The sequence below is a fragment of the Streptomyces sp. NPDC027663 genome (assembly GCF_055566415.1).
In genome coordinates this window covers 65849-79282 of record NZ_JBVHSK010000004.1, presented here as the reverse complement: position 1 = coordinate 79282, position 13434 = coordinate 65849, and the positions used below count along the sequence as shown (strand labels likewise).

General features: G+C 70.1%; 13 protein-coding genes. 5 read left to right on the top strand and 8 right to left on the bottom strand.

Features of this window, described 5'->3' with window-relative positions; genetic code table 11:
* Positions 1-20: 20 nt before the first annotated feature.
* Both ACZ4SF_RS13625 and ACZ4SF_RS13620 read right to left on the bottom strand, forming a co-directional pair.
* Positions 21-833 carry an SDR family NAD(P)-dependent oxidoreductase gene (locus tag ACZ4SF_RS13625; RefSeq protein WP_468382751.1) on the bottom strand — a complete coding sequence of 271 codons (813 nt, stop codon included), beginning with the start codon at positions 831-833 and terminating at the stop codon, positions 21-23.
* Positions 834-1164: 331 nt separating this feature from the next.
* Entirely contained in the window at positions 1165-3156 is a 1992-nt protein-coding gene (locus tag ACZ4SF_RS13620; RefSeq protein ID WP_468383678.1) for an ABC transporter ATP-binding protein, read from the bottom strand.
* A gap of 466 nt (positions 3157-3622) precedes the next feature.
* Here ACZ4SF_RS13620 and ACZ4SF_RS13615 point away from each other — a divergent pair, with 466 nt between their 5' ends.
* Together ACZ4SF_RS13615 and ACZ4SF_RS13610 are read left to right on the top strand one after the other, a co-directional pair.
* Positions 3623-4033 (top strand): hypothetical protein, encoded by a 411-nt coding sequence (locus tag ACZ4SF_RS13615; RefSeq protein ID WP_468382749.1) that lies wholly within the window; start codon positions 3623-3625, stop codon positions 4031-4033.
* A complete protein-coding gene (locus ACZ4SF_RS13610; protein ID WP_468382746.1) occupies positions 4030-4884 on the top strand; it encodes a hypothetical protein in 855 nt (284 codons plus the stop codon). Before ACZ4SF_RS13615 ends, ACZ4SF_RS13610 begins: the two co-directional genes overlap by 4 nt.
* A gap of 137 nt (positions 4885-5021) precedes the next feature.
* Here ACZ4SF_RS13610 and ACZ4SF_RS13605 read toward each other — a convergent pair whose 3' ends face one another.
* Complete coding sequence (locus ACZ4SF_RS13605) at positions 5022-5855, bottom strand: helix-turn-helix transcriptional regulator (RefSeq protein WP_468382743.1); 834 nt, start codon at positions 5853-5855, stop codon at positions 5022-5024.
* Between the two features lie 194 nt (positions 5856-6049).
* Here ACZ4SF_RS13605 and ACZ4SF_RS13600 point away from each other — a divergent pair, with 194 nt between their 5' ends.
* The 3 genes from ACZ4SF_RS13600 (at position 6050) to ACZ4SF_RS13590 (ending at position 8099) form a co-directional block, all read left to right on the top strand.
* Positions 6050-6784: an SDR family oxidoreductase gene (locus ACZ4SF_RS13600; RefSeq protein ID WP_468382739.1), complete on the top strand. Its 735-nt coding sequence runs from the start codon at positions 6050-6052 to the stop codon at positions 6782-6784.
* A 344-nt stretch (positions 6785-7128) separates the two neighbouring features.
* The gene (locus ACZ4SF_RS13595; protein ID WP_468382738.1) at positions 7129-7626 is read left to right on the top strand and encodes a hemerythrin domain-containing protein; all 498 of its coding nucleotides are present in this window, start codon (positions 7129-7131) and stop codon (positions 7624-7626) included.
* Positions 7627-7706: 80 nt separating this feature from the next.
* The gene (locus ACZ4SF_RS13590) at positions 7707-8099 is read left to right on the top strand and encodes a DUF2267 domain-containing protein (RefSeq protein ID WP_468382736.1); all 393 of its coding nucleotides are present in this window, start codon (positions 7707-7709) and stop codon (positions 8097-8099) included.
* 53 nt (positions 8100-8152) lie between these two features.
* Here ACZ4SF_RS13590 and ACZ4SF_RS13585 read toward each other — a convergent pair whose 3' ends face one another.
* From ACZ4SF_RS13585 to ACZ4SF_RS13565, 5 genes are all read right to left on the bottom strand, one after another.
* A complete protein-coding gene (locus ACZ4SF_RS13585; protein ID WP_468382734.1) occupies positions 8153-8578 on the bottom strand; it encodes a DUF6003 family protein in 426 nt (141 codons plus the stop codon).
* Between the two features lie 173 nt (positions 8579-8751).
* On the bottom strand, positions 8752-9174 hold the full coding sequence (locus tag ACZ4SF_RS13580; protein ID WP_468382732.1) for an ATP-binding protein: 423 nt from the start codon (positions 9172-9174) through the stop codon (positions 8752-8754).
* Positions 9175-9532: 358 nt separating this feature from the next.
* A complete protein-coding gene (locus ACZ4SF_RS13575; RefSeq protein ID WP_468382729.1) occupies positions 9533-10696 on the bottom strand; it encodes a substrate-binding domain-containing protein in 1164 nt (387 codons plus the stop codon).
* A 56-nt stretch (positions 10697-10752) separates the two neighbouring features.
* The gene (locus ACZ4SF_RS13570) at positions 10753-11844 is read right to left on the bottom strand and encodes an ABC transporter permease (RefSeq protein ID WP_468382726.1); all 1092 of its coding nucleotides are present in this window, start codon (positions 11842-11844) and stop codon (positions 10753-10755) included.
* Positions 11841-13373 carry a sugar ABC transporter ATP-binding protein gene (locus tag ACZ4SF_RS13565; RefSeq protein ID WP_468382723.1) on the bottom strand — a complete coding sequence of 511 codons (1533 nt, stop codon included), beginning with the start codon at positions 13371-13373 and terminating at the stop codon, positions 11841-11843. The genes ACZ4SF_RS13570 and ACZ4SF_RS13565 overlap by 4 nt, the downstream gene beginning before the upstream one ends.
* Between the last annotated feature and the right edge of the window lie 61 nt (positions 13374-13434).

Genomic DNA, 13434 nt, shown 5'->3' with positions numbered 1-13434 from the left:
CGGTCGCTCAGCCGTGGGTGTCATCCGATCAGGTTGTGCGTCAGCGTCATCAGGCGCTCACGAGCCTCGGCGTCGTACGCCTGTTCATGCGCACGCGCATCCCTGAACTGGTCGAAGTACCGGCCCGTGGTGGTGACGAGTTCGGGGTCGAGGAGCAGACGTACTGTCGGCCGGACGCCTTCGTCCGTGCCGGTGACGGGCGTGAGGCCATACGCGCGGACCCCGTTCGTGTCCATCAGGTGGGCTGGGTGGAGGGCGTTGACCGTGACTCCGCTGCCTTCCAGTTCCGCGGCCAGCTCGAAGGTCGCCATGATCATGGCCACCTTGCTTCTGCAGTAGGCACGCAGGCCCTCATAGCCCCGCTCCAGCATGACGTTGTCGAAGTCGATGGCCTCCTGGCCGATCGAGGCGACGTTGATCACTCGCGTGGGAGCCGAAGCGGTGAGCAGGGGCAGCAGATCGCGGGTGAGGGCGTAGGGGGCGAGGTGGTTCACGGCGAAGCGCAGTTCATAACCCTGACGGCTCAGCTCGCGTCGGAGCGGTTCGGCGCCGCCGCCCGCCACCGCGTTGTTGATCAGGCCGTCGAGGTGCGGCTCCACCGTAAGGATGCGGTTGGCCATGGCGTGCACCTGGTCCAGGTCGGACAGGTCGGCGAGGTACGTACGGACAGAGGTGCCGGGGGCGGCGGCGCGCGCTTCGGCGGCCACGGCCTCCAGTCGATCGGGGTCCCGGCCGTGCAACAGGACGGTGCCACCGCGCGGCGCCAGATCGAGTGCGAGAGCGCGGCCCATGCCCTGGGTGGCGCCGGTGATCAAAGTGGTGCGTCGGGTCATGGCTGCCACTCTGCCAGCGCCCGGCCCGGAGACCGGAGTGTGTGCCGAGCCTGGTGTGGTCACCACCAGGCTCGGGGTCACCACCAGGCTCGGGCACGGACAACCGCACTGCCGGGCCCCGTACCGCCTGACTGCCTGCTGCTCGGACGGCCCGTCGTGCCCACAACACGGCCGCAGGTCAGCGATTGTGTTCATCCCCCGGGAGCGGATTGCGGTGCCCGGGCCCGGCCCTTGCTCAGCGCGGGCCCCTGCGATCCTCCTGCCGTACCAGCCGAGGACGCCGCCGACGCTCTCGGCTTCCAGTGTGACAAGGATGTGCTCCACGGTCGGGTCATGCGGAGTCGGCGACGCTGGGGGAGTCGGGGCGGGGAATGGTGCCGGCGGGGGAGCCGGGGCGGGGGATGGTGCGGGCGGGGGCGTACTGGGCGGCTTGCGCGTCGAACATCGAGGCGTAGCGCCCTTGGAGGGCCATGAGTTCATCGTGGCTGCCGTGCTCGACGAGCCGTCCGTCGTGCAGGACGTAGATGTGGTCGGCGTGGCGGACACCGGACATGCGGTGGGTGACCAGGACGACGGCTCGGTTCGGCGCGGCGAGCCGGCGGATGCGGTCGAACGCGGCAATCTCGGCTTCCGGGTCGAGGGCGGAGGTGGGCTCGTCCACGATGAGGACGCTGTCGGCATCCGAGGTGCGGCTGCGCCAGTGGGTTCGGGCGAGCCCGATCTTCTGCCACTCGCCGCCGGAGAGTTCGCTGGCACCGCGGAACATCCTGGCGAGCAGGCTTCGAAGGCCGTCGGGAAGTTTCGCGATGACCGGCCCGGCACCTGCGTACTCGACGGACGGCTGCAGGTCCTCGGGGCCGGCCTTCCGGGCCGGCCGGCCGATCCGGATGTTCAACGCCGCTGTCACCGGCCAGCGTTGGAAGTCCTGGGTGAGCAGCGCGACGCGGTCGAAGACTTCGGAGCGGTCGAGCGAAGCGACATCGGCATCACCCCACAACACGCTCCCGCTCTGCGGCAGCAGCAGGCCCGACAGCACTTTCATGAGAGTGCTCTTGCCGGAACCGTTCTCACCGACCACGGCGGTGACCGAGCCCATGGGCAGCGTGAGTGAGACCCCGTCCAGGGCGGGCGTTTCCCGGTCCGGGTAGCGGTAACCGACCTGGTCGAGGACGACCTGCCCCACCTGTGGCGGAACGGGATCGCCCCCGCTGGGAATGGTGCGTCGTGCCGCCTCGTCCAGGAACCGGGCGTGGTCGCGGACGTAGAGGGACTCCTCGTGCAGCTGGTTCACGTTCATCACCAGCGCGCCCAGGCTCGCCGAGCCGGACCGCACGGCGATGACGGCCGTCCCGGCCACGGCCAGGCTCATGTGCCCGCTCGTGATCAGCAAGAACATGGCCGCGTGCGTCGCCGCCATGGCGAGGCCGGACAGCGCGGCTGCCACCAACTCGGTGACGGCCTTGCCGGCGGCCAGCCGTTCCTGCTCGGCCTCGGCGTTCTCGGCCATCCGCTCGTAGCGGCTGAGCAGGAACGGTCCGACGGCGTGGATGCGCACTTCCTGTGCGGCGGTCCGCTCCGTGAGGAGGTTGCCGATGAGGCGGCTGGCCCGTACGTGCTCGATCCAGCTCATCACCGACACGTACCGTTCCTGCGCCACCCGCATTGCGCCCCAGCCGCGCGGCGCCGCGATCAGGATCAGCATCGGCAGGAGGGCCGGGTGGAGGATGGTGAGGACGCCGGCCGTGGAGATCAGGGAGATGGTCCCGTTCAGGGCCGCCACGCAGGCACCGATCATGCGGCGGGCGGATCCGGCGCCGAACTGGGCGACGTCGATCAGCCTCCGGAACTCCGGGTCCTCGATGGCCTCCAGCTCCACTGACGCGGCGGCGGCCAGGTACTGGGTCGTGGCGATCCGCTCGACCAACGGCTCCAGTCGGCCCGCCCGCGAGGTGGACCATCCGGCGAGGCCGGAGTTGACCACGGCAGCGCCGGCGGCGGCGAGCAAGCCCGGCAGTACGGCCGGCAACCGCTGCCCCGGGGTGCCCGAGCCGAGCAGCGCGTGCATGACGGAGTTGACCGCGAGCAACCCGACGGCCGCGGCGACACCCTGCCCGACCTCGCTGATCGCGACCGTGAGCAGAGCGCGGCGGTCCGCCTGCCAGGCCATCCTCAAAGTTGCCCCGACCAGCCTGGGCATGGAGCGCAGAGCCGACATCATCGTCAAGTCGAGCCGGGCACGCTCGTGTTCCGACCAGCCGAAGTCGTAGCGCAAGGGACCGCCGAACAACTCCTGCTCGGCGTCGGAGACCTCCGGCTCGGCCATGCGCACGCGTCCGAAGAACCTCTTCACAGGGCGCCTCCCGGTCCGGACCAGCTCGGCGCCCGGAGAGCCGGCGTGACCAGCCGCCGCGCCATGGCCGTCGTGCTCCTCCGCAGGAGGGCCACGCGGCCGGACTCCTCGCGGTACGGGCACTTGTCGTCCTGTGCGAGGTTGTCAGAAGTCGTTTCTGGTGGTGTATCGGCCGAGATCAACGTGGTCCCCCTTGACGGCTGCGCGGCTGGTTCCTCCGGCTCAACGAATCCGCCGGAATTTCGAACGCATGTGTTTCGGTCGAGTTGGCAACGCCGCATTGAGGGTGCGCCGGAGCGTGTGGGCTGCTGTGACGGGGATCTTTCAGGCAGGTCGCGCATCCGGCGACCCTGCGGGATCACGTGAAAGGCCCCACGACGGAACAAAGGAGTGCAAGAATTCCGCCGCGGGCGTTGTGGCGCCGGGTAGTCGGGGGGCGATGCGGATGCGTCGATGGGCATGGATCACGTCAGCTGCGTTGTGTGCAGCCGCAGGGGTCGGTCTGATTGCGGCCGCGTTCGCCACCACTCTGGAGACGGCCGAGAAGCTCGCCGGCTTGAGTGGCGCGCTCGTCGCTCTGGTGGGCCTGGCAATCACCATCCGCGGTCTGCTGCAGAGCAGCACGGACAGGCAGGACACCAGCGGCCGTGAGGTGCGAGTGAACGCCATGAACGGCGGTATCGCCGCCGGCAGGCGCATCACCGCTGCTGGTGCCGATACTGCGGCCGCCACGGGTGGCGAGGCGGCCCGGCCAGAGGTGGACCGGCGTGCCGTCTCGGCTGAAGGACCCGGCTCGATCGCAGCCGGAGACGAGATCATCGGCATCAATCTGAACGGACCCCGGTCGTGACCCCTCCCTTGCCGTGGAACAAGAAACCGGCCGCGACCCCTCGCTCCGACGGACCCGACGAGCCGGGCACCAGCGAGGCCGAGGAAAGAACGAACTCGGTACAGGCCACGGCGTCCGGCGGCGGTCTTGCCGCCGGACGGGACATCACCCGGATCGACCACGTCGAGACCTACAGCGCGCTGACGCTCGTGGGTGACAGCCCCGTAGGATTTGCTGGACTCTCGATCTCCATCGGTGGCCCGGCCCAGGGGCCCGCCCAGGACCCTTCGCAGGACGTGCAGCAGGAACGTCCCTTGGCTGGTCCCGCACGACGGGACCTCTTTGCGGCAGGCTCCGGCGTCGGCTCGAAGATCATCATGGCTCCGCTGTTCGGTTCTCCTTTCGATCCCGCCTACCTGCTCACAGAGTTCGTCGAATCCCTGCTTGCTGTCGGGCTGGGCGACAACGACGTAGAACCGTTCAAGTCAGTGGCCGACAAGTTTTCTCGGTCCACGTCCCGGGATCAGGCAGAGGGGCTGCTGGCGCCGTACAACTCGGCTATGGCGAACGTTGAGGCCATGGTTCGTGAGCGCTGCGGAACCAACCAGTTCAAGTGGTTCACCTTCGGGAAACTACTGTTCCAGATCGCCTACCAGGGAACGTACGCGGGAACGACTCCAGGTGGCGACAGAGGTCTCAGTGACCATCAGGACGCCCTGTTTCACCTCTCGGGCGAGCTGGAGGTCCCGAACACGGTTCGGAGTGAAATTCGAAGGTTCGCGCGGCTGCCAGGCGACACAGAGATGAGCGGATACCTGGTAGAGGAGGCACGCAGACTGGCAAGGCTTATCCTCACCTTCCTCGATCTCTGACGTGACTGCCGTGGGGTCAGGCTTTGGTTGAACTTCCCGAAGCCGGCGAAACAGGCCGTCGGATCGTCGCCGAGACGCGATCCGGACAGGCTCGCTCCGACCGAAGGCTCGGCAGGAAGACGTCCACTCCTTCGCTGCTACATGGAGGGCTGATTCGAGGTGGCGTGGATGGAGCCGAGCAGACTGAGGGCCTGGGCGCTCGGGCTGCCGGGTTCGGCCCGGTAGACGACCAGTTGCTGGCCCGGAGCATCGCGTACGTCGAACGCCTGGTAGGTGAGCGTCAGGGGGCCGACGTCCGGGTGGAGCATGTGCTTGGCGTCCTGGGTCTTGCCATGCACGGCGTGGGTGTTCCAGAGGCGGTTGAAGTCGGCGCTGTTGTCGGTGAGGGCACCGACGAGTTCCCGGAGCTTCGGGTCGTCCGGGTCGAGGCCGGCCGCCTGACGCAGGTGGCCCACGGTGGCCTGCGCCGTGCGACTCCACCGGGTGTAGAACTGCCGGCCTGCCGGGTCGAGAAAGATCATGCGGGCCAGATTGTCCGCCGGATCGAAGGGCGAATGCAGGGCTTCGGCCAAGGCGTTGGCCGCCAGGACGTCCAGGGTCCGGTTGACGACGAAGGCCGCGGCACCCGAGTAGCCGTCCATCAGTTGGCGAAGAGCGGGACTGACGCGGTCCGTGGTGTGGGTGGACTGGTTGCTCGCCACGGTCCCGGCAAGCTGGTGCAGGTGTGCCTGGGCATCAGGGCCCAGCCGCAGGGCGCGGCCCAGCGCCTCAAGTAGCTGGGCCGAGGGGTGGCGTTCGCGCCCCTGTTCCAGGCGGGTGTAGTAATCCACGTTCACCCCGGCCAGGACCGCGACCTCTTCACGGCGCAGTCCGGTGACCCTGCGCACGCCGTAGGTCGCGATGCCCACGTCCTGCGGACTCAGGCTCGCCCTGCGTGCGCGCAGGAACTCTCCCAGGTGATTGTCGGTCATGCGCTCAGGCTAGGCCCCGGGGGCGGTGTGCTGCCTGGGTGCACCGCACCCAGGCAGCACATCTCCTGGCCGGCGGTCCGTGACCTCTCCAGACTCAGTCGGGCAGGACAGATCCGCACCCATGGACGAGGGAGTCCGTCCTGACACGGAACATCGAGCGAGCACCTCGTGCTCTACCGAGAAGGGAAACGGGCATGACGGACGAAGCCAAGGTCGTGGCAATCACCGGTGCGAGCAGCGGGATCGGGGAGGCGACCGCCCGCCGGCTTGCCACCGACGGCCACCGTTTGCTCCTCGGCGCGCGGCGCACCGATCGTCTTGACGTTCTGACCAGGCAGATCATCAACGCAGGCGGCACTGCGGCGTTCCAGCGGCTGGACGTCACGGACGGCGGCGATGTCCGGGCCTTCGTGCACAGCGCCCGCGAGCGCTATGGGCGAGTGGACGTGGTGGTCAACAACGCCGGCGTGATGCCGCTCTCGCCGCTGGAAGCGCTGAAGACCGACGAGTGGGACCGCATGATCGACGTGAACGTGCGGGGAGTCCTGCACGGTATCGCCGCCGCGCTGCCCGCGATGTGCGCTCAGGGCGGCGGGCACTTCGTGAACGTCGCCTCGGTCGGCGCATACGAGGTCTCTCCCACCGCCGCCGTCTACTGCGCCACGAAATTCGCCGTGCGCGCGATCTCCGAAGGGCTGCGCCAGGAGTCCGGCGGAAACATCCGGGTCACCCTCGTCTCCCCGGGCGTCACCGAGTCCGAACTGGCCGATGGCATCACCGACTCTGCTGCCAGGCAGGCGATGAAGACCTACCGCGCCGTGGCACTGCCCGCTTCCGCCATCGCCGAGGCCATTGCCTACGCCGTTTCCCAGCCATCGCAGGTTGACGTCAACGAGATCGTCGTCCGTCCCGCCGCAAGCGCCCAATGAGCCCGCCCGGGCAGGGACCGGCACGTCACGCGTCTGCCGCCGACTGCGGCACCTGACCAGACTGCGGGCCCGGTGCCGGGGCTGTGGGCGCAAGGGGGTGCCGCGGTCGCACTCGGGTACCGGCCGCGGCACCACCCTCCGCGCACACTCACTACCACCCGCCCCGAGTTCCCTGCCGCGGCGCGCGCATACGGAGCCGAACGGGTGCTGGTCCGCAGCTGCGGCCGGCCGAAGTAACGGGAACTGCGACCTGGGAAACTTGAGCAAATGGGGCAAAGAGTGGAATTCGTGGCAATGGTGCGGGTAACGGGAGGCGAAAGCCACTCCAGCAAGGAGGCGCATCCATGACACCGACCCAGGATGTGGTCGAGATGATCCTCGAGGATCACCGGACGATGGAAGACCTGCTCCGCCTGATGCGCAGCACCGAGGCCGACCGCCAGACGGCACTGCATGACTTCGCACACCTGATGATCGCGCACGGTGAGGCCGAGAGAGCCTCGGTGCACCCCGTCCTGATCTCCTTCGAGGACGCCGGCACCGTCGAGCACACTGAGACCGCCCACCAGGAAGCCGTCAAGGTCCTCTTCGCGCTACTGCAGGTAAGGGAGATCGGTTCCGCCGAATGGGACTGGAGGCTGCAGCAGTTGGCCTGGGTCACCGCCCGTCACACGGACGAGGAGGAGCGCACCCTCGTCAACCGGCTGCGGGAGAGCCTCAGCCGGCGTTGCCGTGAGGAACTCGGCGCCGGTTTCGCCAGAACCGTCACCGACCTGCTGGCGGCGCGCTGCGGCAGCATCGCCAACGTGCACCGCATGGTTCACGCCGCCGCCCCCGCGTGACGTCCACATCTGCATCGCGAAGACCCGGCGGCGGAGCGATCGGGGCCGCCGCGGAGCAGAGATCCACGACAGGAGCCGCCATGGACCGCAGCCTGGACACCTTTCTCACGCAGGTCAGCGAACGCGCGGGCTACGACCGGCCGCAACAAGGAGCCAGGGCCGTACGGAACGTGCTGGAGGTCCTCGGCGCCCACCTGGTGGGTGACGACCGCACGGACCTGGCCGCCGTACTGCCCGGCGGGTGCGGATCGCTGCTGACCGCAAGCGCGCCGGCCAGCGAACCCCTGACCCCCGCGTCCTTCGTCGAGGCCGTGGCCGACCGCAGCAACGAAGACGTCGCCGAGGCCAGGCGCGAGATCGACGCCGTACTGCCCACCCTCGCCGAGATCGCGGACAACGCGCTGCTGCGCCGTCTGCTCACCCAGCTGCCACCCGGGCACGCCGGCCTGTTCGGCTGCACGGACCTCGGATGACCGGCCGGAGCGGCGAGAGCGGCGTCCCGTTCGGCGAGGGCGGCTCAGTGGGGTCAGTCGCCGACGGCCTGGACGATGTCCTGCGGATCCAGGCCGGTGAGCTGAGCGATGCGCGGCGCGGGAATCCCGGCGGTGAGGGCGCGGTGGACCAGCGAACGCCAGTCCTGGGTGGTGTCCCGGAAGCTGAGCAGCTCCGACTCCATGTCCGTCACGGACCGGGGCGCGCACGCGTGCTCGACCCGCAGCGTCTCCTCCTCGCTGAGGGGAACCGGCAGCCGCTCCGCGTCCTCGGGGAGGAGGACCTCCGCTCCTGCCGGGACGATCCTGACGTGCTCGGAAGAAGCGGGGATTCCGTGAGCATGGAGCCAGCCCAGCACCGCAGGGCTCTGGGAACACTCCAACTCGCCCACCGCGGACAGGGCCGCACCCAGGCGCGGGTGGCGCTCGGGGAGAACGAACAGCAGGGCCTCGTCGGCCATGGCCAGAACACCTCTTTCGCAGAAGCCGGGCAGGGACGTCATCCCTATGCCCTCATAACGCGCTGTGCCCGCATCGGCATCGCCCACTCACTCGGCGGACGGTGTGGCCGATTGCCTGTACGCATGCGCGAGGACGGAACCGAAAGTCCGCCGCGGGGTGGGGACACAGCCGCTCATGCCGGCCCGGGAGCCGTGGGCGGCTGGAAACAGGCGGTGACGTCCTTGCCGCGCGGACAGCGGTAGGCCTGCCAGTCGTCGGCGAGGGCGTCGACCAGGAGCAGTCCGCGTCCCCCGAGGGCGCCGTCGTTCGCGTGGCGCTGCTCGGGCAGCCGAGTCGAGGCGTCGTGCACGGTGACATGCAGGCACTCCTGGTCCCAGGTGAGGATGAGGTTCGCCGTGCTGCCGGCGTGGACGTGGGCGTTGGTGACCAGTTCGGAGACGGCCAGCACGACCGAGTCCACCAGATCCGGTGCCGTCCGTTCCCAGCCGAGCGTGGCCAGATGCGCACGCGTCCAGTCCCTGGCCGCCTTCACCCCGCTGCTGACCGGCAGCGAACGCGCCCACCCCACAGCCCTCAGTGATGAGTTCTGTGCCACTGTCTCTCCTTCCGCCGCTCCCCGCTTCTCCCGTCTGCCCGTTATGTGGCGGACACAACCCGGGAGTGGACCGGCGTCGGCGGCAGTGGTGGCTGCGTGGAGTCGGGCCGGCGTCTCGGCACAGCCGACCACCCAGTCGCCAGCCGGCGGTCGCGCGTCCAAATGCTCCAGCATCAGCGCCCGTTCGACCCGGTCGGCGGCGAGGAGCCCTGGTACGACGGGCGGGTGCACCCGGGACGCGAGCCGCAACGCGGCCACCTCGCGGGCGTTCTTTCGGCGGCCGGCGGCCTGCGGCCTGCGGGCGGAACGGCGGTACCCGGACGGCGGTACCCGGCGTCCCTCGAGCGTGCCGCCGGGGTCACTTGCCCCAGATCCTGCGGTACGCCTCTCGGTAACCCGAGGGGTCCCAGGTCGTGGTCCCTTCGCTGTTGTCCGCCGTGGAGACATGGACGGCCGGGACGTACCCGCTGGCCCGACGGCCGGAGAAAGCCCGGTTGAACTCGTCGAGGATCTGCCAGCCCTGCAGTGACAGCGGTTCGGGGACGGTGGCCGCTTGGTACTGCTTGCTGTTGATGCGCTGGAACGCGGACGGATCACCGTCGCCGGCGCCGACGTTGAAGGGCGGGCCGGATCCCCTGCCTCCGGCCGCGCGGAAGGCGGGGGCGGCGTCGGCGAAGTACAGATCGTTGATCGCAATGGAGTAGGTCCACCGGCTCCCCAGGCGGGAGAGAAGGAAGGAGACCTCCCTGGGGGTGCGGCTGCTCGCGTCCGGGATCGGGATGTTCTCGTACGACAGCAGCCGCACGCCCGGACATGCGGCCAGCCCCTTCCTGATCAGCTCGGACTTGTGTTTGGCGAAGGGGATCGAGGCGTCTGTGAAAAGGACGACCCCGGCGTTGCCGTGGGAGCGTGCGATGACCCACTGCGCGCTGATCGCGGCGACACCGTCGATGTCGGTGGTGACGTTGGTGAAGAGCCTGGGGTTCGCGCTGGGGCCGGGGGACGCGACCGCGTGCCAGCCGATGAGCGGGATGCGGGCCGCGGTGGCCCGCGCGACCTGCTGAGAGGTCGAGTTGGGGTCGAAACCGCCGATGACGATGCCCGAGGGCCGCAGAGCCACCGCCTCGCTCAGCGCCGCCTGGATTCCGGCGGGGGTGCCCTCGCCGTCGATCACCCGGACGTTCCAGCCGATGACGCTCGCGGCCTCCCGCACTCCCTTGGCGACGCCTGCGACGCCGGGGTTGGTCATGGTCTGCGCGACGTAGACGAGCGTCTTGCCGGGAACGGCCGTGGGCCCGTCGGTCGGCCCGTTCCAGGGGACGTCGGTCTTCTCCGCCTGGGTGACGGCGGCCCGGGCCCTGGCCTCGGCCGCGGGGCAGCCGCTCGGGCCCGTGGCGGAGGGGCCGGGGCCGTCCGACGAGCCGCGTTCGCAGCCTGTCAGGAGGGTTGCCGCCAGCAGCAGGGCCAGGGGGACCGATCGCGACTTGACGACGCGGGGGACGGTCCCGCGATGGCCGTGCATGGGGGTTCCTCGCGCAGGGATGAGGGGGCGCGGCCGCGGGGGGTCCGTGTTGCGGGTCATGCAGTGGTGTCCGTCGTGCCACCGTCCCGGCCCGAGGACGCCGGTTCCGAGGGCGGGGCGGCCGTGTCACGGGGCGCGTCGGCCCCGGTGCGCAGACGGCGGGCGTCGTAGCCGGCCAGGCCGACGGCGAGCAGGAGGGTGCCGCCGTAGAACAGGGGGATCGTCCAGAAGGCGGCACCCATCTGGCCGATGCCGGTGAGGCCGACGGCGAGCACGGCGACGGCTACGAGTGTGCCCAGGGCGTTGGGGCGGCCGGGCTTGATCGCGGTGGAGCCGAGGAGTGCGCCGACGAAGGCGGGCAGCAGATAGTCGAGGCCGACGCTGGGGTTGCCGATCTGCTGCTGGGCCGCGAGCAGCGCACCGGCGACACCGACGATCAGTCCCGATGCGGTGAACCCGTAGACGGTGTACCTGCGGGTGGGGATGCCGACGAGGCCGGCGGCGAGCGGGTTCGAGCCCACGACGTAGAGGTACCGGCCGAGCGGCAGCCTCTCCAGCACCAGCCAGAGCGCGCCTGCGAGGGCGGCCACGTAGAAGGCGGGCACCGGAAGGCCGAGGAACCTGGAGTCGTAGAGATCGGTGAAAGCGGCGGGGAGACCTTGCGGGACGGGGACGATCCGGCCGCCGTCCGTCACCCAGCCGGTCACGGCGTACATCATGCTGCCGGTCCCGAGGGTGGCGATGAAGGAATCGATGCGGCCGAACTCGACGACGACACCGTTGAGGGCGCCCACGACCACCCCTCCGGCGACCACCACGAGGCAGGCCCATGGCCAGGGCCACCGCTCGTGGGTGACGAGCTGCATCACCATGACGTGCGCCAGACCGAGGCCATAGCCGATGGAGAGGTCGAACGAGCCGGTCACGATGGGGACCGTGGCGGCGAGCGCGAGGAGGGCGGGAATCGACTGGTTGGACAGGATCGAGTTGATCGTGTCCAGCGTGGGAAACGTACGCGGCAGGATGAGAGAGAAGACCAGGAAGAGCAGAGCGGTGAGGGCGAGCAGGCCGTAGGCACTGACGAGGTGTCCGGCGGGCCGCTGTCGGTGGGGCCGGGACGGGGTCGTGGAAGTGGGCGGGGCGGTCATGAGTCCGTCGCGGCTCCGGGGGAGGGGGGCATGGCCGAGGCCGCCCGGGTGAGCCCCGCGACCGTGAGGGCCGGACCACTCAGCTCGGCCGTCACGGACCCGCGGACGAACACCAGAGTGCGCCGGCACACGCCCGCGACCTCCTCGAAGTCCGTGGAGACGAGCAGCACCGCGAGGCCGGTGGCCAGTGCCTCGTCGAGCAGGCGGTAGACGGCGGCCTTGGCACCGATGTCCACGCTCGCGGTCGGTTCCTCCAGGATCAGCAGGCGCAGGCCCAGCCGGAGCCACCGGCCGATCATGATCTTCTGCTGGTTTCCGCCGGACAGGGTGCCGATGGGCGCCTCGCTGTCCCGGGGTCGCACCGTGAACCGTTCGAGCAGTCCGGCGGCCTCGGCGCGTTCGCGGCGAGGGGAGATCCACCGCAGGGCAGGCAGACCTCCGGCGCGCGGGTTGGCCAGGAGGTTCTCCCGTACGGTCAGCTCGGCGGCGCAGCCCTCCCGCTGTCTGTCGCCGGGCACGAAGCCGACACCGAGGCGGACGGCGTCGGTGACGGTGCGGGGCCGGTACGGCCGGCCGCCGAGGAGTACCCGGCCGTGGAGAAGAGGCCGGGAACCTGCCAGGGCGCGGCCCAGTTCCATGTGCCCGGCGCCCGAGAGGCCGACCATGCCCAGGACCTCGCCGGCCCTGAGTTCCAGACCGACCGGTCCCGCGCCGGCGGTCCGTGCGCCGTCGAGGATCAGGACGGCCGGGCCGCCCGCCGGGCCGGTGGCGGGGCGGTGGCGGGCCGGATCCCTGCCGACGATGTCATGCACCAGGCGGGTGGGGCTGTGGCCCGCCAGGGTGCCCTGGCTGACGAGGCGGCCGTCGCGCAGGACGGCGAATGCGTCGGCGACCTCGTACACCTCGTCCAGACGGTGGCTGACGTACAGGAGGCCGTGCCCCTGGCCGCGCAGGACGTGCAGGGCGCGGAAGAGCCGGACGCAGTCCGTGGCGGGCAGGCGGGCGGTCGGCTCGTCGAGGACGATGAGCTTCGCCCGGGAGGCAAGGGCTCGGGCGATGGCGACCAGCGAGCGTTCGGCGGGGGAGAGGCGGGCGATCGGCGCGGCGGGGTCGAGGTGACCGGCGACGATCCGCAGGGCTTCGGTGCAGCGCTCCCGGGTGCGGCGCCAGGAGATCAGTCCGGCGCGGCGGTCGTATCCGATGCTCAGGGCGATGTTCTCGGCGACCGTCATCCATTCCACGAGACCGAGGTCCTGGTGGATGAAGGACATGGCTCGGGAGGCGGCATGACTTCCGAGAGGGTGCCCGTTCACCGCGATCTGACCCGCGTCGGCGTGGTGCACGCCGGCGAGCACCTTGATGAGGGTGGACTTCCCGGCTCCGTTGGGACCGAGGAGGGCCAGGATGCTGCCCGCGTGTACGTCGAGGTCGACTGCGTCCAGCGCGAGGGTGCCGCCGAACCGCTTGGCGAGCCCGCGGATGCGGAGGAGGGGTTCCGCGGCGGTGTCGGGAGGGTCGTGCACGGACATCTCCGGAGGTCGGCCTGGCGAGTTCTTCCCGACTGTCTCCAGTGATCCTAGTGGGATGAAC

Bases quoted from the DNA above. Each gene is read 5' to 3' on its own strand.
- ACZ4SF_RS13625 (WP_468382751.1), bottom strand. From the start codon at position 833: ATGACCCGACGCACCACTTTGATCACCGGCGCCACCCAGGGCATGGGC.
- ACZ4SF_RS13620 (WP_468383678.1), bottom strand. From the start codon at position 3,156: ATGGCCGAGCCGGAGGTCTCCGACGCCGAGCAGGAGTTGTTCGGCGGT.
- ACZ4SF_RS13615 (WP_468382749.1), top strand. From the start codon at position 3,623: ATGCGGATGCGTCGATGGGCATGGATCACGTCAGCTGCGTTGTGTGCA.
- ACZ4SF_RS13605 (WP_468382743.1), bottom strand. From the start codon at position 5,855: ATGACCGACAATCACCTGGGAGAGTTCCTGCGCGCACGCAGGGCGAGC.
- ACZ4SF_RS13600 (WP_468382739.1), top strand. From the start codon at position 6,050: ATGACGGACGAAGCCAAGGTCGTGGCAATCACCGGTGCGAGCAGCGGG.
- ACZ4SF_RS13595 (WP_468382738.1), top strand. From the start codon at position 7,129: ATGACACCGACCCAGGATGTGGTCGAGATGATCCTCGAGGATCACCGG.
- ACZ4SF_RS13590 (WP_468382736.1), top strand. From the start codon at position 7,707: ATGGACCGCAGCCTGGACACCTTTCTCACGCAGGTCAGCGAACGCGCG.
- ACZ4SF_RS13585 (WP_468382734.1), bottom strand. From the start codon at position 8,578: ATGGCCGACGAGGCCCTGCTGTTCGTTCTCCCCGAGCGCCACCCGCGC.
- ACZ4SF_RS13575 (WP_468382729.1), bottom strand. From the start codon at position 10,696: ATGCACGGCCATCGCGGGACCGTCCCCCGCGTCGTCAAGTCGCGATCG.
- ACZ4SF_RS13570 (WP_468382726.1), bottom strand. From the start codon at position 11,844: ATGACCGCCCCGCCCACTTCCACGACCCCGTCCCGGCCCCACCGACAG.
- ACZ4SF_RS13565 (WP_468382723.1), bottom strand. From the start codon at position 13,373: ATGTCCGTGCACGACCCTCCCGACACCGCCGCGGAACCCCTCCTCCGC.